This is a genomic window from Streptomyces sp. NPDC048172, assembly GCF_043202595.1.
Lineage (GTDB): Bacteria > Actinomycetota > Actinomycetes > Streptomycetales > Streptomycetaceae > Streptomyces.
The window spans coordinates 755,702-782,511 of record NZ_JBIDAT010000006.1; the positions used below are offsets into that span (position 1 = coordinate 755,702).

A 26,810-nucleotide genomic window follows, 5' to 3' on the forward strand; every position below is an offset into this window, starting at 1 on the left:
CAACGCTCCCGCTACCAGCTCGACTTCTTGTGCAGCTCCCACACCCGCATGATGACGGAGGGGTCCAGCGCCCACTCGACTCCGGCGACCTCCTTGTGCGAGGCGATGTAGACGCGGCCCTGCCACAGGGGCAGCAGCCGTACGTCGTCGGCGATGATCCGCTGCGCGCGGGCGAACGAGCGGCTGGCCACGGCCCGGTCGCTCTGCCGGCGCGAGTGCGGCAGCAGCTGCTCGGTCAGCGTCGGGTTCTCGTACGGCGTGCCGACCGCGTTGTTGTTGCCGAGGAACGGCGCGATGTAGTTGTCCGCGTCGGGGAAGTCCGCGGACCAGCCGCGCCCGAAGACCGGGTACTCGCCCTCCAGATACCCCTTCTGGAACGCTCCCCAGCTCCGTCCCTTGACCGTGATGTCGAAGAGCCCGGACGCGTTGAGCTGCCGCTTGATCTCCGCGAACTCCCGCGCGGTGGCCTCCCCGTACCGGTCGGTCGTGTACCAGAGGGTGAGCTTGACCTTCTCCCTGATCCCGGCGCGGGCGAGGACGGCGCGGGCCTTGCGCCTGTCGGGGTCGCCGTACTTGTTGAAGAAGGCGTTGGTGTGGCCCGCTATCCCCGTCGGGACCATCGAGTAGAGCGGGTCGGCCGTACGGTCGTACACCGCGCGGACCAGCGCCTTGCGGTCGATGAGCCGCGCGATCGCCTCGCGCACGGCGGGGCGGCGCGCCTGGGGGTCCCTGGGGTTGAAGACGAGGTAGTGGATCTCGCTCCCGACCATCTCGCTCAGCTCGATGTCGTTCTCGGCCTCCGTCTCGGCGTCCTGGAGCGAGGTGATCTGCTTGGGCGAGAGGCCGCGGTAGGTGATGTCCACGCGGCCCGCCTTGAGTTCCCTGACCATCTTCGAGGACCGGGCGAAGTAGCGGATGGTGACCGAGTCGTTCTTGAGGTCGGCGGCGCCCTTGTACTCCGGGTTCTTGCTGAGGACCGCGCGCTTGCCCTCGTCGTAGCTCTCCAGCACGTACGGCCCCGAGCCGACGAGGCTCCCCTCGGTCCTCAGCCGGGTGGCGGGGTACGCCTCGGGGTCGACCAGCGAGGCGGCGGGGGTGGAGAGGACGAAGGGGAAGGTGGCGTCGGACTTCCGTAGATGGAAGACGACGGTGCGCTTGCCCTTCGTCTCGATCCTGTCGAGGGAGTTCAGCAGCGTCGCGGGGCCGGACTTGGCGTTGAGCGTGCGCGTACGGTCGAAGGAGTGCTTGACGGCCTTGGCGTCGAGCTCGTTCCCGCTGGAGAACTTCAGTCCCTCACGGAGCGTGCAGCGGTAGACCTGGCTGCGGGAATCGGTGAAGCCGCACTTCCCGGCCGCGTCGGGCTTGGGCACGCTCTCGTTCTTCGGGATGGTCAGGAGCGTCTGGAAGACGTTCCGGTACAGCTCCCAGGAACCGTCCCAGGCCGCGGCGGGGTCCAGGGACGTGGGCGCGCTGGTGGTGCCGACCACGAGGGAGTGCTTGTCCTCCTCGTCGTCGCCGGACAGCGAGCTGCACCCGGCGACGAGCGCCAGCGAGAGGACCGCGGCAGCGATCCGCAGGGGGCCGTTCCGATCGGACACGTACGCGCTCCTCAGTCGGCTGTGCCCGTCGGCGCGGGGTGCGGGAGAGGACCTGCGACGGGCTTCGGGCTCGGGTCTCGCTTCAGGAGGGGGCACCACGGGCCGGATCTGCACACGGTCCCGCACACCAGTGCCGCACATCAGTGCCGCACGCGGAACTCTGCCCGCGGGGCGTGGCCGACATTACCCCAGCAAGCGCATACAGAACATGGACAGATCAACTCCCTTGACGCCCAACAGCCCCACCCGTAACAGACGTTCGCGCAGGGTACATAGCTGGCTACCGTCCAGTGAACGGACGCACAAGCGGAAGCTGCCCCTCGCACCTGCCTCCCCCGGAACGCGCTCGGGCGGCGGCCCCGAAGGGGACCGCCGCCCGTGCCGTACTGCCGTATCCGTACTGCCCTATCCGTACTGCCGTATCCGTTCTGGCGCTACCGACCCGTCAGACGCCCGCGTTGAGGAAGAGACCGCCGTCCACGACGAGGGTCTGACCCGTGATCCAGCGCGCCTCGTCGGAGGTGAGGAACGCGGCGGCGCCGCCGATGTCCTCCGGCGTGCCGAGCCGCCCCATCGGGTAGCGCGCGGTCGCCTCCTCCTCGCGCCCCTCGTACAGCGCCGCGGCGAACTTGGTCTTCACCACGGCCGGTGCCAGCGCGTTGACCCGCACCCCGGGTGCGAACTCGTGCGCGAGCTGCTGGGTGAGGTTGATCATCGCCGCCTTGCTCATCCCGTAAGCCCCGACGAACGGCGAGGCCGAGACGCCCGCGATCGAGGCGATGTTGAGGATGCTGCCGCCGTTCTCCTTCTGCCAGGCGGCCCAGGTGCGCTGCGCGAAGCCCAGCGCCGAGACCACGTTCGTCTCGTAGATCTTCCGGACGACCGCGAGGTCGAGTTCGGCCATCGGTCCGAACACCGGGTTCGTCCCGGCGTTGTTGACCAGGTGGTCGATCCGTCCGTACGCCTCCATGACGCGCTCGACGGCCACCGCCTGGTGCTCCAGGTCGTGCGCCTTGCCCGCGACGCCCATCGCGCGGTCGGCGCCGAGCTTGTCGACGGCCTCCTTGAGCGCGTCCTCGTTGCGCCCCGTGATGCACACCCGGTCGCCGCGCGCCACCAGGGCCTCGGCGACCCCGTAGCCGATGCCCCGGCTGCCGCCCGTGACGAGCGCGACCCGGCCGGTGTCCCCGGCGCGCTCCCGCCCCTGGGTCCCTGTCTCCGTCATTCCGTCAGCCCTTCTCTCGACCCGGCCGGTCAGTTGAGCGGTCCGCCGGCGACGTACAGCACCTGGCCCGAGACGAAGCCGGACCGCTCGCCCGCGAAGAAGGCGACGGCGTTGGCGATGTCGTCGGGCTCGCCCACGCGCTGGACGGGGATCTGGGTCGCCGCGGCGGCCTTGAAGTCCTCGAAGCCCATGCCGACGCGCTCGGCGGTGGCGGCCGTCATGTCGGTGGCGATGAAGCCGGGGGCCACGGAGTTGGCGGTGATGCCGAACTTGCCCAGCTCCTTGGCGAGGGTCTTGGTGAAGCCCTGCATCCCCGCCTTGGCCGCCGCGTAGTTGACCTGGCCCCGGTTGCCCAGCGCGGAGGACGAGGAGAGGTTCACGATACGGCCGTAACCCGCGTCGACCATGTGCTTCTGGCAGGCGCGGGACATCAGGAAGGCGCCGCGCAGATGCACGTTCATCACCGTGTCCCAGTCCGCGTCGCTCATCTTGAAGAGCAGGTTGTCGCGGAGGACCCCGGCGTTGTTCACCAGGACGACGGGGGCGCCCAGCTCCTCGGCGACGCGGGCCACCGCGCGCTCGACCTGGCCGGAGTCGGAGACGTCGCAGCCCACGGCGACCGCCGTGCCGCCGCCCGCGGTGATCTTCTCGACGGTCTCGGCGCAGGCCGCCTCGTCGAGGTCCAGGACGGCGACGGCGAGGCCCTCCTCCGCCAGACGGACGGCGGTGGCGGCGCCGATGCCACGGGCCGCTCCCGTCACGATCGCGACACGCTGCTCGGTGGTCGACATGCTGGTCTCTCCTCGGCCTGGGGGTGGGTGAGCAACCGCTTAGTACCTTTGGCAGTCGTGACGCTATGAGGCGGGCAACTCCCTGTCAACGTACGAATCGTCACCCCGATCGTCGCCCGGCCCGTCACCCCACTCGTCACCCCGCTCGTCACCGTACGAGCAGGTCGAGCAGCCGCTCCGTCTCCGCCGCCGGGTCCGCGGTCAGCCCCGTGTGCACCGGCCCCGGCTGGACGACGGTGCTGCGCGGCGCGACCAGCCAGCGGAACCGCCGTCCCGCCTCGTCCCCCGCCGCCTGACCGGCCCGCGAGCCCCCGGTGCACACGCCCTCGATGGCGGTGAGCGCCGCCCGTACGCCCGTCACGTCGGCCGTCGGGTCGAGCGCGAAGAGCCGGTTCTCGTCCAGGTGCGTGCGCGCGGCCAGGAAGGACCGGGCGCGGCAGTAGACGATCACGCCCGCGTTCATCAGCTCACCCCGCTCGACGTGCGGGACGACGCGCAGCAGCGCGTACTCGAAGACGTCCAGGGCGTCGTGCGTGGTCCGGCGCGTCATATGGCTCCGCTTCACTGGGCATCGCCGTCCTTCCCGGTGAGCCAGCCCGGTGCCTGCGAGGGCCGGTCGGCGCTCGGCGCGCCGATGGTGATCCGCTCGTGGACCGTACGGGCGCGGGCCGTCAGCACCTCCGTGTACACGGCCCGCACCTCGTCGGGGTCCTCGAAGCCCGGCTCGTCCTCCAGCCACTCGTCGGGGACGTCGGCCACGCAGTCGGCGACCAGCTTCTCGGTGACCTGGGGCGCCAGCTCGGCCGCCGCCGTCGCGAGGTCGGGGCCGAAGGGGGCCAGGGCGTGGTCGGACGCGTCGTACGGCTTCTCGGCCGCGGTGGCGGCCGAGCGCCAGCTGTGGTGCCAGATGAGGGTGGCGCCGTGGTCGATGAGCCACAGGTCGCCGTGCCAGACCAGCATGTTCGGGTTGCGCCAGGAGCGGTCGACGTTGTTCACGAGCGCGTCGAACCAGACCACGCGCCCGGCCTCCGCCGCGTCCACCCGGTACGCGAGCGGGTCGAAGCCGAGGGAGCCCGGCAGATAGTCCATCCCGAGGTTGAGCCCGCCGCTGGCCTTCAGCAGCTCCTGGACCTCCTCGTCGGGCTCGCTCCGGCCGATCACCGGGTCGAGCCACATCCGCACCAACTCCGGCACCCGCAGCCCGAGCCGCCGCGCGAGCTGTCCGCAGACAACCTCGGCGACCAGGGTCTTACGGCCCTGACCTGCGCCAATGAACTTCATGACATACGTCCCCAGGTCGTCGGCCTCGACGATCCCTGGGAGCGATCCGCCCTCGCGCAAGGGCGTGACATAGCGTGTCGCGATCACTTCGGGGAGCATTCCCCCAGGCTATCCGCCCCCTCTCGCCTTGTGATCCACGGCAGGACGCCACCCCGGGACCGGCCGCGCCGACCACCGCGCGGGAAGAAGACGGGACAAGGGCGGACGAGCCCTCCCCGAGGGAGGCGAGTGTGGTCCAGGTCACTGGCGGAAGTCCCCGGCGTCTGTTGAGATACCGCGCAACGCCTCGCTCGGGAGTCACGAGCGGCGCGCGAACGGTGCTGGGCGGAATGGGCGAAGGGTGACGCTTCCGCGCCCGCGGGTACGTCCCTCGCTCACCCTGTGGAGAGATCTCATGGCTGTTCGAAGCCAGCGCCCCACGTCACGCCCCACGCTCGGCATCCTGCTGTGCTGCGCGGCGCTCGTCCCCGCCCTGACCGGGTGCGGCCTCTTCGGCGAGGAGGAGAAGGAGGACTCGGAGTCGGTCAAGGTGGCCTCCGACACCGACTTCCCCCAGGGCAGCACGATGGAGAAGCTGAACAAGTCGGGCACGATCCGGATCGGCGTGAAGTACGACCAGCCCGGCATCGGCTACCGCAAGCCCGGGTCCGACGGCCCGGAGGGCTTCGACATCGAGATGGCCCGGATCATCGCGGGCCAGCTCGGCATCAAGCCGGAGAAGATCAAGTGGGTGGAGACCCAGTCCCAGAACCGCGAGAAGTTCCTGCGCGACAAGACCGTCGACCTCGTTCTGGCCTCGTACTCGATCACGCCCGAGCGCCGCAAGCTCGTCGGCATGGCGGGCCCGTACTACGAGACGGGCCAGCAGCTCCTCGTACGCAAGGGCGACAAGAAGGTGAAGAGGCCGAAGGACATCGCGGGCAAGCAGGTGTGCTCGGCCAAGGGGGCGACCTCGATCCCCCGGATCCGGAAGGACTACCGGGCGCAGCCCGTGGCCCGCGACACGTACACCCAGTGCGTCAAGCAGCTCCTGAACGGCTCCGTGGACGCCGTGACCACCGACGGCGCGATGCTGCTGGGCTACGCGGCGCAGAAGCCGGAGAAGCTCAAGGTGATCGGCGAGCAGATCAGCAGCGAGCGGTACGCCGTGGGGTACCGCAAGGGCGACGCGGAGATGTGCGACTTCATCAACCAGACGCTGACCCACTCCTTCCGCGACAGCACCTGGACCGACGCGCTCAACAAGACCCTGTGGAAGACCATCGGCCCCGTCGGCTACCCGACCCTCGACCCCTGCCTGTAGGCAGCCCGGCTGACCAGGAGTTCCAGGAAATCTCCGCGTTCCTTTGAACGGGCCCCGGCTCCGGCCCGTACTGCTCGGCGGAAAGCACCGCCGAACGCACGGACAGGAACGTCACCATGAACCACCACCTCACCTCCCGCCGGTCCGTCCTCGCCGCAGCGGGCATGGCCGGTCTCGCGGCCACGCTCGTCGCCTGCGGGGATTCCGGAGACTCGGGGGACTCCGGAGACGGCGGGGGGTACGGAGACAAGGACGAGGACGCGAAGGGAGAGGACAAGGGGGACAACGGCGGTGACGGGGACGCCAAGGAGGGCTCCAAGGAGGGCTCCGAGGAGAGCTCCAACGGGGGCGCGCTCGGCCAGGTCTCGGAGATCCCGGAGGGCGGCGGCAAGGTTTTCGAGGACCAGAAGGTCGTCGTCACCCAGCCGAGCGCGGGCGAGTTCAAGGCGTTCTCGGCGACCTGTCAGCACAAGGGCTGCCTGGTGAACGAGGTGTCGGGGGGCACCATCAACTGTCCGTGCCACGGCAGCAAGTACGACATCTCCGACGGCAGTGTGAAGGCGGGGCCCGCCCGCCGCTCACTGCCCGGGAAGCACGTCTCGGTGAAGGGCGGCACCGTCCGACTCGTCTGACGGTGTCCGCCAGCAACCGATGACGGCATCCGCCGTGGTGACGGTCGCGACCAACGCCAGGGTGTGCCGGACTATCGCGGGGGTGTAGTCCGCGGGGACCCCGGCGATGGCGTCGGCCGGCACCACGGCGGAGTACCCGAGATTGACCGCGTCGAAGACGGCGTTCGGGATCGCCACGTTCGCCGACACACCGGTGACGACCAGCGTCCGTACGCCCATGTTGCGCAGCAGCGGATCGACGTCCGTACCCGCCAGCGGCGAGAGGCCGTGCAGCCGGCGGACGACGAGATCCTCGTCGGCGACCGCGAGGGGGTCGGCGACGCGGACCGCGTCGGAACCCGTGAGCTGCCGCACGGGCAGCCGCTCGGCGGCCCGGAACAGCCGCGCGTTACGGCTGGCGCCCCGCCCGTCGGAACGCCGCTCGGCGACGGCGTGCAGCACCTGGACGCCCGCCACATGGGCCGCCGCGGTCAGCCGGGCGATCCGCTCCAGAGTCCCGGACGCCCGTGCTACGTCCGCGAGTTCGGGCAGCGCACTGTCCTCCCCCACCACGCCGCGCTGACACTCCACCGTGAGCAGCGCGGTGGTCGCGGGGTCGAGCTGGGCAGCGAGCTGGGCGGCGAGCCGACGGTCCTTGTCGTGCGCTGCGTCCGTAGCCATGCCGCGGCACGATAGGCGGCATTGCGCGAGGCCGGAAGACGGCGCATGATTCCGGAACGAGAAATCTGACGCCCAGTCAGCCCAATCGGCCCAACCATCTGTTCCCCCCGGGGAGGCGCGGACACATGACCGTCACCGAACAGCGGCGAGGCCGCCGGATCATGATGACACCGGAGGAGCGTGACGCCTTCCTCACCGAGCAGCGCACCTGCCGCGCCGCCACGGTGAGCGCGGACGGCACTCCGCACGTGGGAGCCCTCTGGTTCTGCTGGCACGAGGGCTCCCTCTGGCTCTACTCCGTCACCCGCAGCAAGCGCTGGGCCCAGCTCCGGCGCGACCCCCGCCTCGCGGTCGTCGTCGACGACGGCCACGAGTACGGCGAACTCCGCGGCGTGGAACTCTCCGGCCGGGCCACCTTCGTCGGCGAGTCCCCCCGCACCGGCGCCCCCTGCCCCGAACTGGACACCCCGGAGCGCCTCTTCGCGGCCAAGTACTTCGCCATGGACCACATGCCCCACGACAACCGCCACGCCTGGCTCCGCCTCACCCCGACCCACATAGCCTCCTGGGACTTCCGCAAGCTCTGAGCCCCGGCGCACGGCCGTCTGTTCCCGGTACGGCTCCGCTTGGCAGCATGGAAAGAACGCAGCCGTGACGGCGTTCCTCGAAGCGGGAGGGTGTCGTGGGTACCGATGAGATCAAATCCCGGGGGTTCACCCTCAAGGAGCTCTTCCGCGACACGCTGTACGAGATCGACTATTACCAGCGGGAGTACACCTGGGGAGAAGAGGAGGTGCGCACGCTCCTGCGCGATCTGTTCACGTCTTTCAGGAACTGGTCGAAGATTCCGGCCGTGATGCTTCGGCCGGACAACGCCCCACAATATTTCCTCGGCCCCTTCGTCTACTACGAACGCGCGCGCAACCACCGCTGCCTCGTCGACGGACAGCAGCGTTTCGTCACTCTCCACCTCTTGTTCCTACGCTTGCGGGCACTCATCCGCGACCTCGAATACGAGGGGCACGTCGACAGCCTGAACCGTGTGATCACCACAGACGATCGTCGGTTCGCCGTCGCGATCAGTGATCATGAACCCGTACTGCGCGCGATCAGCGAGGGCCGCACGTATGAGGTGGAGATCGGCCACTCCCTCTCCCGCCGGAATCTGTGGGCCAGGAGCGAACAGATCGAATCCTTGCTGACGGAGGAACTCGACTCCGAGATAGTGCACAAATTCGTCGACTGGCTCCTCGACCGCGTCGTGCTGGTGGGCATCCGCGCGGTGAACCAGGACCACGGGTACCGGATGTTCGAGACGATGAACGACCGCGGTGCCCGTCTCACCCCTGTCGACCTTCTGAAGAGCTACCTCCTGTCCAACGTCGGGTCCGACGAGGACGCGCTCAACACCCGGTGGCAGAAGATGCTCCGGGAGCTCACCACGGATCGCGACGACTCCGGAGCGCCCGCGCGCTTCATCAAGGCCACCCTCCTGGCCCACCACGCAGGCCCCTACGACGGCGATGACTGTCAGCAGATCGAGACGAACCCCAACGTCTGGGTCCGCCGGAACTCCGAACGTCTGGGGCTGCGTGCGGAGAGCCCGGAAAGGTTCATGGAGTTCGTGAACGGCCTCCTCGACACGGCCTACCGGTACAGGCCCTTCCTTGCAGCGAGCCGCGAGCTCAAGAAGCAGGACCGTCTCGAAGCGGTGTTCTTCAACGAACGGAACGGGCTGGACGCCCAGTCGGTCGCCATTCTCTCCGCTCTGCGGCCGGACGATCTCGCCTCCGAGGCCAAGGAGAAGGGGCGTCTGGTCGCAAATTTCATCGACCGCTGGTATGCGTTACGCGTTCTCCAGGACCTCCCCGTACAGGCCCGCGACATCGCCGAACTCGTTCACCACACGCTGGTGCCCGACCTGCGCGAATGCCGGGCCCCCTCCGAAGTCGCGGCGCTGCTCGGGAAGCTCGCCGCGCAGGATGTCGGTTCCTTGCGTGACCTGAGGACCTTCGGACTCCGCGGGAACAACAGACACCAGGTCACGTACATCCTGGCTCGGGTCACCGCGTTCGTGGAAGAGAAGTGCGAGCGCCACCCCGACGTGCTCGCCTATCTCGACCCGCAGCGGTACCACGTCGAGCATCTGTGGGCCACGCATCATGCCCCCGTCGAGGAGGAAATCCCCGACGCCGTTGTCTTCCGGTCCCTCCGCAACCAGCTCGGAGGGCTCGGCCTTCTCCCCGGCCGGGAGAACATGAGCCTCGGCGACAAGCCGCTCCAGGAGAAGCTCTCGCCCTACCACCGGCAGCACACTCTGCTCGGGATCCTCGCACCGGGATTCAACGTCAAGAACCCTGCCCTGCGTTCTTTCGTCAACGCCAATGGGCTCGAAGACTCGCTGCGGCCGTTCGGGCCCAAGGCGGCGATGCGGGATGTCGTGGAGACGCGCCAGCGGCTGCACCTCGAACTCTGCGAACTCGTCTGGGATCCACGGTCGCTCGGCTTCACTCTCCCACCCTCCGAGGAGCCGGGCCAGGAGGCGGCAACTCCCCCGAAATCCGCGCCCCGCAAGAAGCCTGGCCGCCGCACCGACGTCGCGAAGATGGTCGCGCACGGCGTGCTCCCGCCCGGGACTCCGCTCGTGCTCACCCACCGGTCCGTCGACCACTGGGCCACCGTCGACGAGGGCGGCGGCATCGTACTCAAGGCCACCGGCGGCACCGCGTACGGCCACGTGGACGAGGCCGGCGCGGTCGTGCGTGGCACCAAGACGTGCCGGGGCATGAGCGAATGGCACGTCGTGGACGAGCACGGAGCACGCACCAGCCTGCGCGCCCTGCGGGACCAGGCCCAGTCGAGCGGGCTGCTCACACGCGCGGGGCGATGACGCTCACCCGTACCGCCGCGCCTCCCCCACCCTGATCGCCGCCGTCAGGGAGTCGGCGACGGCCGGGATGTCGTGCGGGGCGAGGCGGGAGACCGTGAGGCGGAGGCCCGGTGGGGAGGCGAGGCGGAAGCGGGCGCCGGGGGCCACGGCCCAGCCCGCGTGGAGGAGGCGGGCGACGGCGCCGGTCTCGTCGGGGGCGTGCAGCCATACGTTCATGCCGCTGCGCCCGTACGCCGTCACGCCCCGGTCGGCGAGCGCGGCGAGGAGCGCGTCGCGCCGTGCGCCGTACGAGCGGGCGACGTGGGCGGGGTCGACGGCGCCCGAGGCCCACAGGTGTGCGACGGCGTGCTGGAGCAGGTGGCTGACCCAGCCGGGGCCGAGGCGCTGACGGCCGCGCACGCGGTCGGCGGTGAGGGCGTCACCGGTGAGGACGGCGAGGCGCAGATCCGGTCCGTACGCCTTCGCGGTCGAGCGGGCCAGGGCCCAGTGCTCGGTGGTCCCGGCGAGGGAGTGCGGGGGAAGATCGACGATGCCGTGGCCGTGGTCGTCCTCGATGAGCAGCGTGCCGGGGCGGGCGGCGAGGACGGCGCGCAGCTCACGGGCGCGCGCGGCCGAGACGGCGGCGCCCGTCGGGTTCTGCGCGCGGCAGGTGACGACGGCGGCGCGCGCCCCCTCCGCCAGCGCGCGCTCCAGCGCCTCGGCCAGCGGCCCCTCGTCGTCCACGGCGACCGGCACCGCGCGCAGCCCCAGCCCGGGCACGAGGTCGAGGAGGCTGCCCCAGCCCGGGTCCTCCACGGCGACGGCGTCACCAGGGCGGAGGTGGGCGGCGAGCACGCGCTCGATCGCGTCGAGGGACCCGGAGGTGACGGCGAGGTGGTCCGCCGCGATGCCGTCGGCGGCGAGCGAGGCGCGGGCCTGGTCGGCGAGGCCGGGATCGACGGCCGGGGCCCCGTAGAGCACCGGGGCGCGGGACGCGCGGTCGGCGGCGACGGCGAGCGCCTCGGTGAGCGAGGGGAGCAGGGCCGGGTCCGGGTTCCCGTCCGAGACGTCGACGGCGCCCTCGGGGGCCTCTACGCCGAGCGTCTCGCGGGGCGTGCTGGCGGGGCGCGAGCGCACGCGGGTGCCGCGCCGGCCGGCCGTCTCGACTACTCCACGCTCGCGCAGGGTGCGGTACGCCGCCGCCACCGTGTTCGGATTCACGCCCAGCTCGACCGCCAACTCGCGCATCGGCGGCAGCACTTGGTCCGGCATGAGGTCCCCGGCGCCCACGCCGCGCTCCACGCTGGCGGCGATCTCCGCTGCGCGGCGCCCCTCGATCCTGTATTCTCCTAGCACAAAGCACAGTATGCACTAGTACAAACGACGACGCAAGGGGAGCGCCTCGTGTCCACCGACGCCGCCACCGACGCCACCGCCGAAGCCGGAGCCGTACCCGAAGCCGCCACAAGCACCGACGTCTACGCCAGGACCGACCGCACCACCCCCACCCGCTCCCGCGAACGTGCCTCGTACGACAGGGAGTTCGTGCACGGGATACTCGACGAGGGCTACCTCTGCCACCTCGGCTTCGTCCGCGACGGCGCCCCCGTCGTCCTGCCGACGCTCTACGCCCGCGTCGGCGAGCGGCTCTACGTGCACGGCTCGACCGGCGCCCGCGCGCTGCGCGAGGCGAGCGACGCCGACCCCGGCATGCCGGTCTGTCTGACGGTCACCCATGTCGACGGGATCGTCCTCGCCCGCTCCGGCTTCCACCACTCGATCAACTACCGCTCGGCGGTCGTCCACGGCATCGCCCGCGAGGTGACCGACCCCGCCGAGCGGCTCGCCGCCCTCGACGCGCTGACCGACTCCGTGGTCCCGGGCCGCGCGGACGACTCGCGCCGGGGCAACGCGAAGGAGCTGGCGGCCACCGCCGTGCTCCGCATCGACCTGGAAGAGGTCTCGGCCAAGTCCCGTACGGGCGGGCCCAACGACGAGCCGGAGGACCTCGACCTGCCCTACTGGAGCGGCGTCCTCCCGGTGGCGCCCGCGTACGGAGCGCCGGTCCCGTCCGCCGACCTCGCGCCCGGCATCCCGGTCCCGGACTACCTCACCGACCACGCCACCGCCCACGCCACCGACCGCGCCACCGACCGCGTCACCGCGCGCTGACGTCCGCCGAGCGGTCGCCGTCGGCCCGGGGCTCCCCCGAGGCCACGGCGACCGCCCGCCCCTCCTCGTCCCGCGCGGGCGGCGCCTTCGGAGTCGAGCGCTGCGCGATGAACGCGCCGAGCAGCACGATCGCGCCGCCCGCGAGCTGCACCGCGCTCAGATGCTCCCCGAGCAGCACCCACGCCAGTACGGTCGCGATCACGGCCTCCAGGCACGCCACCACGCCCGCGACCTGCGGCGAGAGCATGCGTACGGTGATCACGCCGGTGAGGTACGCGGCCACCGTCGCGACCAGGACGATCCAGCCGAGCAGCACGAGCGCCCGCACGGACGTACCGTCCATCTCGGCCGTACCGCCGAGCACGCTCCAGTCCATGTTCCAGGGGCGGGCGACGACGGTGAGCACGACGGCGCCGATCAGCAGCCCGTAGGCGATCACCCCGAGCGGGTCGGCGGCCGGACGGCCGTCAGTGGATTCGCTGCCGTGGTCGGACAGGACGAAGTAGCCGACCTGGCAGCAGGCCGCGCCCAGCGCCAGCGCCAGCCCGAGCGCGTCGAAGCGCAGCCCGGACCAGACCTCGACCACGCAGCCGAGCCCGCCCACCGCGAGCACCACGCCCACGGCGGCGGCGCGGGTGACGGGGCGGCGCTGCACGAACCGCACCCAGCCCAGTACGAGCGCGGGCGCCAGATACTCGATCAGCAGCGCGACGCCGACCGGGATCCGGGAGAGCGCGGCGAAATAGAACGCCTGCACGCCCGCGACCGCCAGCAGCCCGAAACCGAGCAGCAGTCCGGGACGTTCACGCAGCAGGTTGCGGTGCCGCCAGGCCAGCGGCAGCAGCACGAGCGCGGCACCGGCGACGCGGAGCCAGGTGACGTGGAGCGGTTCGAGCCCCGCCTCGATCAGCGGTTTGGCCGCGACACCCGAGCCGCCGAAGGCGAAGGCCGAGAGCAGGGCCAGGGCGAGGGCGGACGTACGGGCCCGCGGGGCACCCGGTACGGGGGAGGTGTCGTGCATCGGGGCATCATCGCAGCACGCGACAGGAGTGTCACCCCTGTTGGACCTGACGCCCGCCCGTACGCGGTCCTCCCGGCCAGGCCCCCAGCCGTCAGACCCTCAGCTGTCCGGCCCTCAGCTGTCCGGCCCCCAGCCGTCAGGCCCCCAGCCGTGCCGCGTCATGTGGAGCGGAGCTCAGTCCCGCCCGCCCCCGCCGGAGGCGTCCGCCACACGCAGGCGGATCGCCAGTTTCTCCGTGTCCACCCCGGCCCGCCGCAGGACCTCGACGCCGCGGCACTCCTCGTCGGCGACGACTCCCGCGAAGAGGTCCACGCCCTCCGCGTACTCCGCGCCGCGCTCGCGCGCCCGTTCGCGGGCCAGCTCCAGGGCCGCCACGGCGCTCGGCGACCAGCCGGGCACGCCGCCGGGCTGCTCGGAGACGGCGGGCACGGCGCCCGAGTCCTCCACGCTGCCCTGCCACCGCAGCCCGTAGCCGATGCTGCGCTGCACGAGATAGCCGAGGAGCTTGCCGACCTGGGGTCCCGGTTCGTCGCCGTCGAGCAGCTCCCAGACCTCGCGGTCGGACTCCAGCAGGCTGTGCAGCAGATGCGCGGTGTCGATCTGCCGGTCCCCGTCCCGGGCCGCACGCCGCCTCGCGGTCACCACCATCGTCGCCAGCGCAGCACTGACCTGGTCCTCGACTCCTGTGTCGGCTGGTTCGCTGGACGGTGTAGGGCTCTGCACACCAACACCACATCACACGCACCCGAGAGGGTCATCGGCACCCCGTGGCATATGCACATCCCCCAGAGGTTGGGCACAGACGTCCGACCTCTCATCCCTGGGGAGGATATGGTGCCGCTCACCACCCTGACGTGTCCCCCACCCGCGACCCTGGCACCAGGGCCGCCCCACCGCCCCATCCACGCACACCCGCACCCGGCCCAGGAGTCCGATGGCCGCACTCGCCGAGCCCGTACCGGGCTGCTGGATGGTGGCGCTGCCGGGAACGGACGGGAAACAGTACGTGTACCGGGTGTATGCGCCACGCGACGCACTGCCCGGCGATCTGTTCTGGGCCGCCTTCCACTGCCACGACGGCGACGCCCGCCTCCCGCGCGCGTACGACTCCTTCGACGCCGCGGAGATCTGGCGCCTCCCCCTTCTGCGCGACCGGACGGTTCCCGAGGGATGAGCGCGCGGTAACGGGGAACCTGCACAGCGAGAGGTCAGTCCAAGCCCGCGACACCCGCTCCGGCAGCAACGGGAGAGACCATGGCCCCACACCATGCTCCGTACGCACGTCCGGCACTCGCCGCCCTCGCCGCGACCACCGCGCTGATCGCCGCGGGCTGCACGGCACACTCCTCCTCCCCCGCGTCGTCCTCGGCGGACTCGCCGAAGTCCGCGGCCCCTTCCGCCTCACCGTCCTCACCTTCGTCCCCGCCCCCGTCCTCGTCGTCCGGGGCGAAGCCCGAGGTGAAGGGCGCGGAGGGAAAGAAGGAGGGAAAGGAGAAGGAGGGAGGGGAAGGAAAGAAGAGCCCGGCCAAAGGGTCCGCCCCACACGGCACACCCTGGTGCGGTACGGGGCAGCTGAAGGTCTCACTCCGCTCGCTGGAGTCGGGCGCGGGCCAGCGCTACGCCGCGCTCGTCCTGACCAACTCCTCGGACGCGCCCTGCCGTACGCGCGGCTGGCCGGGGCTCCAGCTCACGAAGGACGACGGCGGGAAGATCCCGACGACGACCGCCAGGGACCGCGCCTCGGCCTCGCCGCAGTTCACGATGCGGCCCGGCGACCGCGCCTGGAGCAGGCTGCACTGGACCGTCGTCCCGGGTACGGGCGATCCGGCGGACGGCACCTGCCCGGAGCCCGGCACCCTGCGCGTCATCCCGCCCGACCAGCGCCGCGCGCTCCAGACGGAGTGGAAGCTGGGCACGGTCTGCGGCGGCGGCGAGGTCGACGAGACCGCGCTGCGGCTGGGCTCGGGGCCGGGCACGGCGCACTGACGCGGAACGGCCGGGCCCCGCTCGGGACCCGGCCGCACCGCGTACTCGTTCTCATGTGGGCACTCGCACGCGCTCACTTCTCCTCGGGCTCGGTCTCGGCCTCCGCGAGGATCAGGTAGAGCTTCTTCTTCGCGTCGTTGACCACGGTCAGCGCCTTGTCGCGCTGCTCGGGCGTGCCGGTGGTCCACACCTGGTGGAACGCCCCGGCCAGGCCGCCCGCCGCGTTGCGCATCTCGCGGGCCGCCTCCCAGTCGGCGCCGCGCCCGGCGTCTTCCCAAGGGGCCTCGGCGCCCGCCTCGGCCTCGGTCCTGCCCGCCTCGGTGAGCGCGAAGAGCTTCTTGCCGCCCTCGCTCTCGCTGGTGATCAGGCCCTCGTCCTCCAGGAGCTGGAGGGTCGGGTAGACCGATCCGGGGCTGGGCTTCCAGGCGCCGCCGCTGCGCTCCGCGATCTCCTGGATCATCTCGTACCCATGCATCGGGCGGTCCTTGAGCAGCGCCAGGATCGACGCCCGTACGTCACCGCGCCGGGCCCTGCCGCGCGGTCCGGGTCCGCCCCTGCCGCGGCCCCTGCCGCCGAAGGGGGGCCCGTCCCCGAACGGGGGTCCGAAGGGGCCGAAGGCGGAGCGGCCGCGGTCGCCAGGGCCCCATCCCCGGCCGGGGCCGCGTCCGGGACGGCGCTCATAGCCGTGCCCGCGGCCTTCACCGTGTCCGTGTTCCGCGCCGTGCGAGTCGTGTGAGTCGTTGAAGGGGTTCATGGTTCTCTCCTTGTGAACGTTGACTGACCCATCTTTGATCAGTCGCGATGCCTCAACGATATATCGGGACTGTTCGCCTGGCAAGCCCCCGATTCTTCAGCGCACCAGGAGATCGACGGCGACCTTCAGTCGTTCGAGGTAGAACTCCCGCGAAGCGGCCTGATGCTTGAGGCCGATCGACGCGCTGATCAGCGTCTGCGCGACGGGGACGGCCGCCTCCTGTCCTGACTCGGCGGCGAGCGCGGCTGTGATCAGCCCCTCGAAACGCCGCGGCGCGCTCTCCGCGATCTCCCCGAGGAGATCGGGGTTGTCCTCGACGACCACGACGACATCGCGCGCCAGCGGACCGACGTAACGGCCCGCCCACCGGTCGAAGACCTCGACGCGTCGCTCCGGAACCGACCTGCTCCGCACCTGACCTCTCTGGCCTCTCCGACCTCTCCGGCGACTTCCGGCAGGTCGTCCCGGACCACTTCGGCGGAATTGGCCGTGTCCAGCGACGACGTGGCCTCTCTACGCTGCGCCAGCATGAGGATCCGTACCGTCGACGCCTTCGCCGTCCGCCCCTACACCGGCAACCCCGCCGCCGTCGTGCTCTTCGACAGCGGCCCGTTCCCCGAGGACGGCCGTCTGCAGACGCTGGCCGCCGAGATGAACCTCGCCGAGACCGCCTTCGCCCACCCGCTCCCCGACGACCCGGAGGCCGACTGGGCGCTGCGCTGGTTCACGCCCGTCAACGAGGTGGACCTGTGCGGCCACGCCACCGTGGCCACCGCGCACGTGCTCTCCGAGGACGGCCACGCCAAGCCCGGCGAGCCCGTCCGCTTCCGCACCCGCAGCGGCGTGCTCAGCGCGACCGCGCGCCCCTGCGGCGACATCGCGCTGGACTTCCCCACCAGCGAGCCCACGCCCGTCGAGGTGCCCGCGGCCCTCGCAGCCGCCCTCACGGCGGCCCTCGGCACCGAGGCGACGGCGGCGTACGACACCGCGCCGATGGACTTCCTGCTGGTGGAGCTCGCGGACGAGGCGGCCGTGCGCGGGCTGACCCCGGACCTGACCGCCGTGGCCGCGCTCGACTGGCCCGCGCTGATCGTGACGGCACGCGCGGCGGGGGCGTCCAGCGCGGACGGAGGCGCGTACGACTTCGTGTCGCGGGTGTTCGCGCCGCGTCAGGGCATCCCGGAGGACCCCGTCACAGGCAGCGCGCACACCGCGCTCGCGCCGCTGTGGTCGGCGCGGCTGGGCAGCGACAGGCTGACGGGGCTCCAGGCGTCTGCCCGTTCGGGGTACGTGCGCACCGAGCTGCGCGGAGAGCGCACGCTGCTCACCGGCTCCGCGGTCACCGTTCTGGACGCGGAGCTGCGTACGGAGCTGTAGCCGCCGCCCTGCGGGAGGCCCCCGCGGAAGGTCACTTGGGGGTGGGCAGCCAGTCCACCCGTCCCGCGAGCAGCGCGTATCCGGCGAAGGCCACGATGTCGATGATCGCGTGGGCCGCCACCAGCGGCCCGACGCGCCCCCACCTGCGGTAGAGCAGGACGAAGACGGCGCCCATCGCCATGTTGCCGAGGAAGCCGCCGATGCCCTGGTAGAGGTGGTACGAGCCGCGCAGCACCGAACTCGCGACGAGCGCGCCCAGCGGGCCCCAGCCCAACTGGTCCAGCCTGCGCAGCAGATAGCCGAGGACGATCACCTCCTCCAGCACCGAGTTCTGCACGGCCGAGAGGATCAGCACCGGGTACTTCCACCAGACGGACGGCAGCGACTCGGGCTCCACCGTGAGGTTGAAGCCGCTGGCCTGGGCGATGAGGTAGAAGGCGATGCCGCAGCCGCCGATGCCCGCGGCGACGGCCGCGCCCCAGCCCAGGTCGAAGCCGGGCCTGCGCCGGTCGAAGCCCAGCACCCGGAGCCCGCCCGTGCCCTCGCGCACCAGGAAGTGGGCGACCAGCGCGACGGGCACCAGTGCCGTCGCGATGCCGAAGAGCTGCCAGGCCAGGTCGAGCCACGGCCGCCCGGGCGCCTGCGAGCTGTTGAGCTGCGCGGCCTGGTCGGCCAGGCCGCCCGGCCGGGTGAGCGCCCCGATGAACCGGATCAGCGAGGAGACCCCGCTCGCCCCGAGCGAGAGCGCGAGCACGAGCAGCAGCTCCGTACGGAGCGTCCGCCGGTCCGGCCCGCCCTCCGGGAGCACCGCCACCGGCGACGGCTCGTCAGGAACCCGCGACCGCACACAAACCTCCCGTTCCGACGGGCGGCCGTTCCGCCCGTACTCTCCCGTCACGTCCAACTCATGCAGCTCATCCGGCTCGTCCGCCTCGTCCGTCGCTGTCGGCTCCAGTTCAGCATTCGAGCCTCATCCCCACCGTGGCCACGCTAGGGTCTCGAATGCAGGTACGAAGATCGCGCGCGACCGCCCGGGGACGGATTCCGTCACGGTGTGCCGCCCCTCTCCCCGGTCGCCGCCCGAGCGGCTTTCAGGAGAGGCGCCTACGTCATGCCACGTCACAGCTTGCCCGACAACTCCGGTTCCCACGGCGGGAGGGGTGCGCGTGCCCTCGAACCGCCCCGGAGAGCGGGCAATCGCCGCCGCACCGTGATGCTCGCGACGGCCGTCGTCGTCGCGATCGCCGCCGGTACGGCCGTGGCCGCGCAGACAGGCGTGCTCCCCTTCGGCGGCTCCTGCGAGGGCGACGCGGTCGAGCTGCGCATCGCCGCCTCCCCCGACATCGCCCCCGCGCTCCGCACCGTCGCGGACGAGGCGAGGGAGAACGAGGCCAAGTCGGACGGCCGCTGCCTGGACGTACGGGTCAGCGAGCGTACGGGCACCGAGGTGGCCGACACCCTGACGCGCGGCGGGGACGACCTGGACAGCGACGTGTGGGTGCCCGACTCCAAGGTGTGGGTGGACCGCGCCTCCTCGTCCGCCGGCGCGCCCTCCCTGGAGACGCTGGGCAACGTCGCCAGCACGCCGGTCACGCTCGCCGTCGTGCGGCCCGCCGCCAAGAAGCTGGGCTGGCCGGAGAGGAAGATCTCCTGGGCGAAGATGGCGTCCTCCTCGAAGGGCGACGACGAGCTGCGCCTCGGCTCCGCCGACCCCGCGCGCAGCGCCACGGGCCTGCTCGCGCTCACGCAGATGCAGTCGTCCGCCGTCAAGGAGGAGGGGAAGAAGGCCGAGACGAAGACCGCGGCCGCGGCCAAGCGGCTCGCCGAGCGCACCGCGCCGGGCGACTCCCAGGTGGTGGCCACCCTCCCGCGCGACGCCTCCCGCGCCGAGCTCGGCAATCCGCAGCGCAACCACGCGCTCATCCTCTCCGAGCAGGCCGCCTACGCCCACAACAAGCGCGAGGGCGACTCCACCGACCTGCGGCTCTTCTACCCGAAGGACGGGACGACGGTCCTCGACTACCCGTACACCCTCGTCGACGACCAGAAGGTCGACACCGAGAAGAGCCGCGCCGCGCTCCGCTTCCAGACGCTGCTCGGCGACGCGAAGGGCCGCCAGGTGCTCTCGCGCAACGGCTTCCGGCCCGTCAACGGCAAGGCCGACCCTGCCGTCGCACGCGAAGCGGGCGGGCGCGAGCCGCAGCCCTTCGACGAGATACCGGGCGACCCGCCCAGGACCAAGGACGTCAGCGCCACCCTGGGCATGTGGACCATCACCGTGCAGAGCGCCCGCTTCATGCTCGTCGTGGACGCGTCGGCGTCGATGGCGCAGGAGGTGCCGGGGCGCGGCCAGTCCCGGATGGACGTCACCAAGGCCTCGCTGATCCAGGGCCTCTCGCAGTTCACGCCCGACGACGAGGTCGGGCTCTGGGAGTTCTCCACCCGGCTCGACGGCAAGCGCGACTACCGCGAGCTGGTGCCCACCAAGCGCCTCGGCAGCCGTACGAGCGGCAACGAGACGCAGCGTGACCGGCTCACGGGTGCCTTCGGCAAGATGGCCCCGATCCCGGAAGGCGCCACGGGCCTGTACGACACCACGCTCGCGGCGTACAAGAAGGCCCGCGACGGCTACGCGCAGGGCAAGTTCAACGCCCTGGTCCTCCTCACCGACGGCGCCAACGAGGACCCCGGCAGCATCAACCGCGACGAACTCACCGCCGAGCTGGACGAGCTGAGCGAGGGCAAGCCCCTGCTGCCGGTCATCGCCGTGGCCGTGGGGCCCGACGCGGACGAGAAGGCCGCCAAGGAGATCGCCAAGGCGACCAACGGCTCCTCGCACCAGGTCGACGACCCGGCGCAGATCCACGCCGTCATCCTCAAGGCCATCATGGCGGCGGGCAGCAGGGACTGAGCGTCCCCGCCGCTACGGGCCGTGCGGCCAGGTGTGCACCGGCTCGCCCGTCGCGACCAGCTCGCAGTACTTGCGGGTGACCGCGGCCAGCGCCTTCTCCCGGTCCAGACCGGCGTCCGTCGCGCGCCGGTACGCCGCCGCCTGCCACGACGCGCCGTTGACCCGCCAGCGGCAGCGCTCCTCGATGACCGAGAGATAGCGGTCACGGTCCGCGGCCTCGACGCCCCACGCGTCGAGCCCCGCCGCGGCGAGCGGCAGCAGCTGGTCCTCCACGAGCCGCGCCGCCGGTACGCGCGCGAGTCCGGGCGTACGTCCGCCGCGGGGCCACCACAGCTCGGCGTCGATCCCGTACCGGCAGGCGGCGTCGAAGTTCCGGGCCGCGTCGGCGAACGGCATCCGCGTCCACGCGGGGCGCTGCTCGTCGGCGAGGGCGCGCACCAGGCCGTAGTAGAACGCGGTGTTGGCCAGCACGTCGGTCACGGTGGGCCCGGCGGGCAGCACCCGGTTCTCCACGCGCAGGTGCGGCACCCCGTCGACGACGCCGTAGACGGGGCGGTTCCAGCGGTAGATGGTCCCGTTGTGCAGCACCAGCTCGGGCAGCGCCGGGGTCCCTCCGGCGGCGAGCACCCGCTGCGGGTCCTCGTCGTCGCAGATGGGCAGCAGGGAGGGGAAGTAGCGCAGGTTCTCCTCGAACAGTTCGTACGCCGAGGCGATCCACCGCTCGCCGAACCAGGTGCGGGGCCGTACGCCCTGCGCGCTCAGCTCCGGCGGCCGGGTGTCGGTGGCCTGGAGGAAGAGCGGCGCGCGGGACTCGCGCCACAGCTCGTGCCCGAAGAGGAAGGGCGAGTTGGCGCCCATCGCGATCTGCGGGCCGCAGGCGAGCTGCGCGGCGTTCCACACGTCCGCGAAGCGCGACGGCGTCACCTGAAGGTGGAGCTGCACGGAGGTGCAGGCGGCCTCCGGGGCTATGGAGGCCGAGGTGCGGGTCAGATGTTCGACACCGGCGATGTCGAGGACGACCTCCTCGCCGCGCGAGGCCATGATCTGGTCGTTGAGCAGCGTGTAGCGGTCCACGGCCGTCAGATTGGCGAGCGTGAGATCGCCCGTGGAGAGCGTCGGCAGAATTCCGATCATGACAATGCGTCCGGACACTTCCCGGGCCTGCCTGTCGGCGTACGCGAGACCGGTGCGGAGTTCCTCGTCGAGCTGGTCGAATACTCGCCCTTCCAGCGCGTGCGGCACTATATTCACTTCCAGATTGAACTGTCCCAGCTCCGTCTGGAAATCACGGCTCGCAATGTGCTCAAGAACCTCCGCATTCATCATCAAGGGCTGCCCGACCGCATCGGCGAGATTCAGCTCGATCTCCAGCCCCATCAGATTCCGGGGCCGGTCGAACCTCTTCTCCTCCAGCAACTGCGCGAGCCCCTGGAGGCACTTGCGCAGCTTCTGCCGGTACCGTTGCCGATCGGCCAGGTCGAACCTGTCGGCCACGACCTTCTCTCCCATCGGAGGCTCCTCGCCTTCTTCTCGTCCGCCCGAGCGTGCACCGATGATGCCCGGGAGCACGGCGGATACGCCTACGGGGGCTGACCCGGCCGACAACAGCGGCTAGGCTGACGCCCGTTGGACGGCACATTCCTTGGGCATACGGCACCGTCAGACCTCGAAGCGCGCGTTCCGCACCACACGATCGGGATCCGGCCGACCGCGTATCCAGCGGAATCCGAGGTCATCCGCATGATTCTCTCGGCAACGCAGCTCAAAGGGCCGCGTATTTGACCAGAATTCCCCTGTCCGGAAACACCGGGACCGGTTAGTGGAAACGCCGGTCGAACGCATCTCGTATAAACTCCGCGAACGAGGCAGAGACTTGGCGCCCCCCGGCCCACGCGTCGACGCCCCGCCGCCCTCGCGGCCAGTTCCCCCGCGCCGACACAGCCGTCCGCGCCCCCGCCGAGCCCAGACGCGCTCATGTCTCCGAAGAGAGGCGACCCACCATGCCGCTGCACGTTCCCCCGGCCCCCGCACCAGCCCTGCGCAGTGTCCTGACCGCGCTCGGCTCGCCCACGGCGGTGCGTGGCACCCGTACCCCCGCCGCCCTGCGCGCCGCACAGGGCCCCGTGCGCCCCGAATTCCCGCTTCCCGTCCACGAGATGGACGGTTTCGCCCACACCCCGGCGGCCTCCCGCACCACGCCCCGCACCCGGCTCACCGGCTGGCGTTTCCTGCTCAACGACAAGGGCACCAAGGGCCGGAGCATCGAGGGCGGTACGCACGCGGGCGTCGCCGAGGCGGTGCTGACCGCCGACGGCTGGGCCTTCGGACAGTTCCGCGAGGGGCCCTACGTCCTCTCGACCGCGCGGGCCCTCCGTCAGGCCCAGCTGCTGCCCACGCCGTACCAGCCCCGGCTGCTCTCCGTCCCCGAGCTCTACATGCTCACGCTCTGGCTGCACGGCGACCTCTCGGCCGACCCCGGCACCGGCTCCCCCGAGCCCTCGGACCTGCTGATCCCCCTGGCCCCCGCCCCGCCCGGCATCCCCGCCCACCAGCCGCACCGGGTGGACGCGCTGCTGCCGATGCTGACCCGCCGTCTGGTGACCGCGCCGCTGATGCGTACACCTGTGTGACCGTGGTGCGCACGTCCGGGCTCGTGGTGTACGGCCGACCCGTCACCCTCCGTATGGACTAGTCCTTTACGGACACCGAACCACCCAAAGTGACCGCACGGTTGGACGCAACCGCCCAACAGGGTGACGCGTCTGACCAGTTGGAGATGTGCTGACGCGAAATCCCTGCGGATTCGGGCCAGCGGCGGAACACTGGGGGATGGACCGGAAAACACAACGGGGGATCGGCCATGGACACCACGAGCCGCAGGACAGAAGCCACACCACGACGGAAGACGACACCGACAATGTGCCAGCATCAGCCACCGTGCCCGTCAGCGGATTCAGCCGACCGGGAGGCCGCCCAACCCGTGGCGCACTTCCCGGAGCAGGGCTGGAGCCTGCTGTGCAATGGAGTTCTGCTCTTCGAGGACACGGGTGAGCTGCTGCCGGACGGCCAGATCATCGCTCCGCACAGGCCGCTCGGTACGCACCACATCGCCACCGCCGCCTGAGGCGCCGGGGCAGACCATCCGCTCGAGAAGCTCCACACAACCGCACACAGCAAGATCCAGGGCCGGCCCGGCGCTCCGCCGAACCGGCCCTGACGTGTGCCCGAAGGCTTTCGCCCCCGGGCCCTGGCTCTCCTAGCCCTCGTACTCCGCCACCGGCGGGCACGAGCAGACGAGGTTACGGTCACCGAACGCGCCGTCGATCCGGCGCACCGGCGGCCAGTACTTGTCGGCGGCTTCGACCCCGGCGGGGAAGACGGCCTCCTCGCGGCTGTACGCGTGGTCCCAGTCGCGGCCGAGCTGCGCGGCGGTGTGCGGCGCGTTGCGCAGCGGGTTGTCCTCCGCGCTCCACTCCCCCGAGCCGACCCGGTCGACCTCCGCGCGGATCGCGATCATCGCCTCGCAGAACCGGTCGAGCTCGGCCAGGTCCTCGCTCTCGGTGGGCTCCGTCATCAGGGTGCCCGCCACGGGGAACGACATGGTCGGGGCGTGGAACCCGTAGTCGATCAGCCGCTTGGCGACGTCGTCGATGCTCACGCCCGTCGCCTTGGTCAGCGGGCGGACGTCGATGATGCACTCGTGCGCCACCAGCCCGTTCGGCCCGGTGTAGAGCACGGGGTAGTGCGGCTCCAGGCGCTTGGCGATGTAGTTCGCGCTGAGCACCGCGACCTGCGTGGCCCGGCGCAGCCCCTCCGCGCCCATCAGCCGGACGTACGCCCACGAGATCGGCAGGATCCCGGCCGAGCCCCAGGGAGCGCCGGAGACCGGGCCGATGCCCGTCTCGGGCCCGGCGGCGGGCTGCAGCGGGTGGTTGGGCAGGTACGGCGCCAGGTGCTCGCGGACGCCGATCGGGCCGACGCCCGGACCGCCGCCGCCGTGCGGGATGCAGAAGGTCTTGTGCAGGTTGAGGTGCGAGACGTCGGCGCCGAACTTGCCGGGCCGTGCCAGCCCGAGCAGCGCGTTGAGGTTCGCCCCGTCCACGTACACCTGGCCGCCCGCGTCGTGCACGGCGCCGCAGATGTCGGTGATGTGCTCCTCGAACACGCCGTGCGTGGACGGGTAGGTGACCATGAGGACCGAGAGCTTGTCGCCGTGCTTCTCGATCTTGGCGCGCAGGTCGTCGGTGTCGACGTCCCCGTTCTCACTGGTCTTGACGACGACGACCTTCATCCCGGCCATCACCGCGCTCGCCGCGTTGGTGCCGTGCGCGGAGGAGGGGATGAGGCAGATGTCGCGCTGCGTGTCGCCGTTGGCCCGGTGGTACGCGCGTACGGCCAGGAGGCCCGCGAGCTCGCCCTGCGAACCGGCGTTCGGCTGGAGCGAGACCTTGTCGTAGCCGGTGACCTCGGCGAGGCGGTCCTCCAGCTCGCGGATCAGCGTCAGATAGCCCTCGGCCTGCTCGACGGGCGCGAAGGGGTGCATGCCGCCGAACTCGGGCCAGGTGACGGCCTCCATCTCGGTGGTCGCGTTGAGCTTCATCGTGCAGGAGCCGAGCGGGATCATGCCCCGGTCCAGCGCGTAGTCCCGGTCGGAGAGGCGGCGCAGATAGCGCAGCATCGCCGTCTCGGAGCGGTGCTCGTGGAAGACGGGGTGCGTCAGGTACTCGTCGGAGCGCAGCAGGGCCTCGGGCAGCGCGTCGCCGGTCTCCGCGTCCAGCGCGTCCACGTCCGTGTCCCCGGCGACGCCGAAGGCGGCCCACACGGTGGCCAGGTGCGCACGCGTCGTCGTCTCGTCGCAGGCCGCGCCGACGTGGTCGGCGTCCACCAGACGGAGGTTGACCCCCGCCTCGCGGGCCCGCTCGACGACCTCGGCGGCCCTGCCGGGCACGCGGGCCGTGACCGTGTCGAAGAACGCCTCGTGCGCGATCTCCACGCCGCCCGCGCGCAGCCCGGCGGCGAGCAGCGCCGCGTAACGGTGGGTGCGGCGGGCGATGGCGGCGAGCCCGTCCGGGCCGTGGTACGCCGCGTACATCCCGGCCATGACGGCGAGCAGGACCTGCGCGGTGCAGATGTTGCTGGTGGCCTTCTCGCGGCGGATGTGCTGCTCGCGGGTCTGCAGCGCGAGGCGGTACGCCTGGTCGCCGTCGGCGTCCACCGAGACGCCGACGAGGCGCCCGGGCAGGCTGCGCGCGAACGTCTCGCGCACCGCCATGTACCCCGCGTGCGGCCCGCCGAAGCCCATGGGCACGCCGAAGCGCTGGCTGGAGCCCACGGCGATGTCGGCGCCCAGCTCGCCGGGCGAGGTGAGCAGGGTCAGCGCCAGCAGGTCGGCGGCGACGGTGACGACGGCGCCCAGCTCGTGCGCCCGCTCGATGACGGCGCGGTCGTCACGCACGGCGCCGGAGGCGCCCGGGTACTGGAGCAGGACGCCGAAGACACCGCGCTCGGCGATCTCTTCGGGGATGCCGGCGGCCAGGTCGGCGACGACGACCTCGACACCGGTCGGCTCGGCCCGCGTCCGCAGCACGGCGACGGTCTGCGGCAGACAGTCGGCGTCCACCAGGAACACGCCGTCCTTGACCTTGCCGACGCGCCGCGACAGCGCCATCGCCTCGGCGGCGGCCGTGGACTCGTCCAGCAGCGAGGCACCGGAGGTCGGCAGTCCGGTCAGGTCGGCGACGACCGTCTGGAAGTTGAGCAGCGCCTCCAGTCGGCCCTGCGAGATCTCTGGCTGGTACGGGGTGTACGCCGTGTACCAGGCCGGGTTCTCCATCACGTTCCGCAGGATCACGGGCGGCGTGAACGTGCCGTAGTAGCCAAGGCCGATCATGGACTGCAGCACCTGGTTACGGTCGGCCAGGCCGCGCAGCTCGGCCAGCACCTCGGCCTCGCCCCGGGCACCGGGCAGCGCGAGGGCCTCGGTGCTCTTGATCACGTCCGGCACGGCCGCGGCGGTCAGCTCGTCCAGCGAGCCGTACCCGACCTGGGCGAGCATCTTGGCCTGGGCGGCGGCGTCGGGTCCGATGTGGCGGCTCTCGAAGGGAGCCGCGCTCTCCAGAGCGGTGAGCGGGATGCGGTGGGAAGTCATCTGCGGGGGCCTCCTGGTCTCTGGGACCTTCGAGGGCACCTGGCACGGGTGCCCGGACGGCCTCCCCCTCTGTCATCGCAAC

25 protein-coding genes are annotated in these 26,810 nt (G+C 71.4%); 11 read left to right on the plus strand and 14 right to left on the minus strand.

Annotated features, from left to right (window positions below):
- Positions 1 to 11 precede the first annotated feature (11 nt).
- From ACGF3A_RS29240 to ACGF3A_RS29260, 5 genes are all read right to left on the minus strand, one after another.
- Complete coding sequence (locus ACGF3A_RS29240; protein ID WP_393733347.1) at positions 12 to 1,598, minus strand: ABC transporter substrate-binding protein; 1,587 nt, start codon at positions 1,596 to 1,598, stop codon at positions 12 to 14.
- 445 nt (positions 1,599 to 2,043) lie between these two features.
- Positions 2,044 to 2,823 (minus strand): SDR family oxidoreductase, encoded by a 780-nt coding sequence (locus tag ACGF3A_RS29245; RefSeq protein WP_393733348.1) that lies wholly within the window; start codon positions 2,821 to 2,823, stop codon positions 2,044 to 2,046.
- A 29-nt stretch (positions 2,824 to 2,852) separates the two neighbouring features.
- Positions 2,853 to 3,614, minus strand: coding sequence for a 3-oxoacyl-ACP reductase FabG (gene fabG / locus ACGF3A_RS29250; RefSeq protein WP_393733349.1), 762 nt, complete (start codon positions 3,612 to 3,614; stop codon positions 2,853 to 2,855).
- Positions 3,615 to 3,762: 148 nt separating this feature from the next.
- On the minus strand, positions 3,763 to 4,164 hold the full coding sequence (locus tag ACGF3A_RS29255; protein WP_344525465.1) for a DUF3037 domain-containing protein: 402 nt from the start codon (positions 4,162 to 4,164) through the stop codon (positions 3,763 to 3,765).
- Between the two features lie 11 nt (positions 4,165 to 4,175).
- Positions 4,176 to 4,994, minus strand: a complete 819-nt coding sequence (locus ACGF3A_RS29260; RefSeq protein WP_393733350.1) for a HipA family kinase — start codon at positions 4,992 to 4,994, stop codon at positions 4,176 to 4,178.
- Positions 4,995 to 5,289: 295 nt separating this feature from the next.
- Between ACGF3A_RS29260 and ACGF3A_RS29265 the strand changes: the two genes are divergently transcribed.
- Together ACGF3A_RS29265 and ACGF3A_RS29270 are read left to right on the plus strand one after the other, a co-directional pair.
- Positions 5,290 to 6,198, plus strand: a complete 909-nt coding sequence (locus ACGF3A_RS29265) for a glutamate ABC transporter substrate-binding protein (protein WP_393733351.1) — start codon at positions 5,290 to 5,292, stop codon at positions 6,196 to 6,198.
- Between the two features lie 116 nt (positions 6,199 to 6,314).
- Positions 6,315 to 6,830, plus strand: coding sequence for a Rieske (2Fe-2S) protein (locus ACGF3A_RS29270; RefSeq protein ID WP_393733352.1), 516 nt, complete (start codon positions 6,315 to 6,317; stop codon positions 6,828 to 6,830).
- Here the strand turns inward: ACGF3A_RS29270 and ACGF3A_RS29275 are convergent.
- Positions 6,777 to 7,490 (minus strand): cysteine hydrolase family protein, encoded by a 714-nt coding sequence (locus ACGF3A_RS29275; protein WP_393733353.1) that lies wholly within the window; start codon positions 7,488 to 7,490, stop codon positions 6,777 to 6,779. The genes ACGF3A_RS29270 and ACGF3A_RS29275 overlap by 54 nt on opposite strands.
- A gap of 125 nt (positions 7,491 to 7,615) precedes the next feature.
- Here ACGF3A_RS29275 and ACGF3A_RS29280 point away from each other — a divergent pair, with 125 nt between their 5' ends.
- Positions 7,616 to 8,077, plus strand: coding sequence for a pyridoxamine 5'-phosphate oxidase family protein (locus tag ACGF3A_RS29280; RefSeq protein WP_393733354.1), 462 nt, complete (start codon positions 7,616 to 7,618; stop codon positions 8,075 to 8,077).
- 95 nt (positions 8,078 to 8,172) lie between these two features.
- Positions 8,173 to 10,380, plus strand: a complete 2,208-nt coding sequence (locus ACGF3A_RS29285) for a DUF262 domain-containing protein (protein WP_393733355.1) — start codon at positions 8,173 to 8,175, stop codon at positions 10,378 to 10,380.
- Positions 10,381 to 10,383: 3 nt separating this feature from the next.
- Here ACGF3A_RS29285 and ACGF3A_RS29290 read toward each other — a convergent pair whose 3' ends face one another.
- Positions 10,384 to 11,715: an aminotransferase class I/II-fold pyridoxal phosphate-dependent enzyme gene (locus ACGF3A_RS29290; protein ID WP_393733356.1), complete on the minus strand. Its 1,332-nt coding sequence runs from the start codon at positions 11,713 to 11,715 to the stop codon at positions 10,384 to 10,386.
- 48 nt (positions 11,716 to 11,763) lie between these two features.
- Between ACGF3A_RS29290 and ACGF3A_RS29295 the strand changes: the two genes are divergently transcribed.
- Positions 11,764 to 12,531 carry a pyridoxamine 5'-phosphate oxidase family protein gene (locus ACGF3A_RS29295; protein ID WP_393733357.1) on the plus strand — a complete coding sequence of 256 codons (768 nt, stop codon included), beginning with the start codon at positions 11,764 to 11,766 and terminating at the stop codon, positions 12,529 to 12,531.
- Here ACGF3A_RS29295 and ACGF3A_RS29300 read toward each other — a convergent pair.
- On the minus strand, positions 12,518 to 13,552 hold the full coding sequence (locus ACGF3A_RS29300) for a DMT family transporter (RefSeq protein WP_393733358.1): 1,035 nt from the start codon (positions 13,550 to 13,552) through the stop codon (positions 12,518 to 12,520). The two genes, ACGF3A_RS29295 and ACGF3A_RS29300, sit on opposite strands and share 14 nt — an antisense overlap.
- Positions 13,553 to 13,726: 174 nt before the next feature.
- Positions 13,727 to 14,275 (minus strand): Clp protease N-terminal domain-containing protein, encoded by a 549-nt coding sequence (locus ACGF3A_RS29305; RefSeq protein ID WP_393733359.1) that lies wholly within the window; start codon positions 14,273 to 14,275, stop codon positions 13,727 to 13,729.
- A gap of 211 nt (positions 14,276 to 14,486) precedes the next feature.
- On the opposite strand from ACGF3A_RS29305, the gene ACGF3A_RS29310 reads away from it, so the two are divergent.
- Both ACGF3A_RS29310 and ACGF3A_RS29315 read left to right on the plus strand, forming a co-directional pair.
- Complete coding sequence (locus tag ACGF3A_RS29310) at positions 14,487 to 14,726, plus strand: hypothetical protein (protein ID WP_393733360.1); 240 nt, start codon at positions 14,487 to 14,489, stop codon at positions 14,724 to 14,726.
- 80 nt (positions 14,727 to 14,806) lie between these two features.
- Complete coding sequence (locus ACGF3A_RS29315) at positions 14,807 to 15,538, plus strand: DUF4232 domain-containing protein (RefSeq protein ID WP_393733361.1); 732 nt, start codon at positions 14,807 to 14,809, stop codon at positions 15,536 to 15,538.
- Positions 15,539 to 15,611: 73 nt separating this feature from the next.
- On the opposite strand, the gene ACGF3A_RS29320 is transcribed toward ACGF3A_RS29315, so the two are convergent.
- Both ACGF3A_RS29320 and ACGF3A_RS29325 read right to left on the minus strand, forming a co-directional pair.
- Positions 15,612 to 16,292, minus strand: a complete 681-nt coding sequence (locus tag ACGF3A_RS29320; protein ID WP_393733362.1) for a helix-turn-helix transcriptional regulator — start codon at positions 16,290 to 16,292, stop codon at positions 15,612 to 15,614.
- Positions 16,293 to 16,388: 96 nt separating this feature from the next.
- Complete coding sequence (locus ACGF3A_RS29325; protein ID WP_393733363.1) at positions 16,389 to 16,706, minus strand: hypothetical protein; 318 nt, start codon at positions 16,704 to 16,706, stop codon at positions 16,389 to 16,391.
- A gap of 114 nt (positions 16,707 to 16,820) precedes the next feature.
- On the opposite strand from ACGF3A_RS29325, the gene ACGF3A_RS29330 reads away from it, so the two are divergent.
- Complete coding sequence (locus ACGF3A_RS29330; RefSeq protein WP_393733364.1) at positions 16,821 to 17,669, plus strand: PhzF family phenazine biosynthesis protein; 849 nt, start codon at positions 16,821 to 16,823, stop codon at positions 17,667 to 17,669.
- 31 nt (positions 17,670 to 17,700) lie between these two features.
- Here ACGF3A_RS29330 and ACGF3A_RS29335 read toward each other — a convergent pair whose 3' ends face one another.
- On the minus strand, positions 17,701 to 18,516 hold the full coding sequence (locus ACGF3A_RS29335; RefSeq protein ID WP_393733365.1) for a CPBP family intramembrane glutamic endopeptidase: 816 nt from the start codon (positions 18,514 to 18,516) through the stop codon (positions 17,701 to 17,703).
- 264 nt (positions 18,517 to 18,780) lie between these two features.
- On the opposite strand from ACGF3A_RS29335, the gene ACGF3A_RS29340 reads away from it, so the two are divergent.
- A complete protein-coding gene (locus ACGF3A_RS29340) occupies positions 18,781 to 20,580 on the plus strand; it encodes a substrate-binding domain-containing protein (protein ID WP_393733366.1) in 1,800 nt (599 codons plus the stop codon).
- A 12-nt stretch (positions 20,581 to 20,592) separates the two neighbouring features.
- Here the strand turns inward: ACGF3A_RS29340 and ACGF3A_RS29345 are convergent, their stop codons facing one another.
- Entirely contained in the window at positions 20,593 to 22,089 is a 1,497-nt protein-coding gene (locus ACGF3A_RS29345; RefSeq protein ID WP_393733367.1) for a glutamate--cysteine ligase, read from the minus strand.
- Between the two features lie 491 nt (positions 22,090 to 22,580).
- On the opposite strand from ACGF3A_RS29345, the gene ACGF3A_RS29350 reads away from it, so the two are divergent.
- Together ACGF3A_RS29350 and ACGF3A_RS29355 are read left to right on the plus strand one after the other, a co-directional pair.
- Entirely contained in the window at positions 22,581 to 23,210 is a 630-nt protein-coding gene (locus ACGF3A_RS29350) for a hypothetical protein (RefSeq protein ID WP_393733368.1), read from the plus strand.
- A 287-nt stretch (positions 23,211 to 23,497) separates the two neighbouring features.
- Positions 23,498 to 23,704, plus strand: a complete 207-nt coding sequence (locus ACGF3A_RS29355; protein WP_393733369.1) for a DUF5999 family protein — start codon at positions 23,498 to 23,500, stop codon at positions 23,702 to 23,704.
- Between the two features lie 132 nt (positions 23,705 to 23,836).
- On the opposite strand, the gene gcvP is transcribed toward ACGF3A_RS29355, so the two are convergent.
- Positions 23,837 to 26,728 carry an aminomethyl-transferring glycine dehydrogenase gene (gcvP, locus tag ACGF3A_RS29360; protein WP_393733370.1) on the minus strand — a complete coding sequence of 964 codons (2,892 nt, stop codon included), beginning with the start codon at positions 26,726 to 26,728 and terminating at the stop codon, positions 23,837 to 23,839.
- Positions 26,729 to 26,810 lie beyond the last annotated feature (82 nt).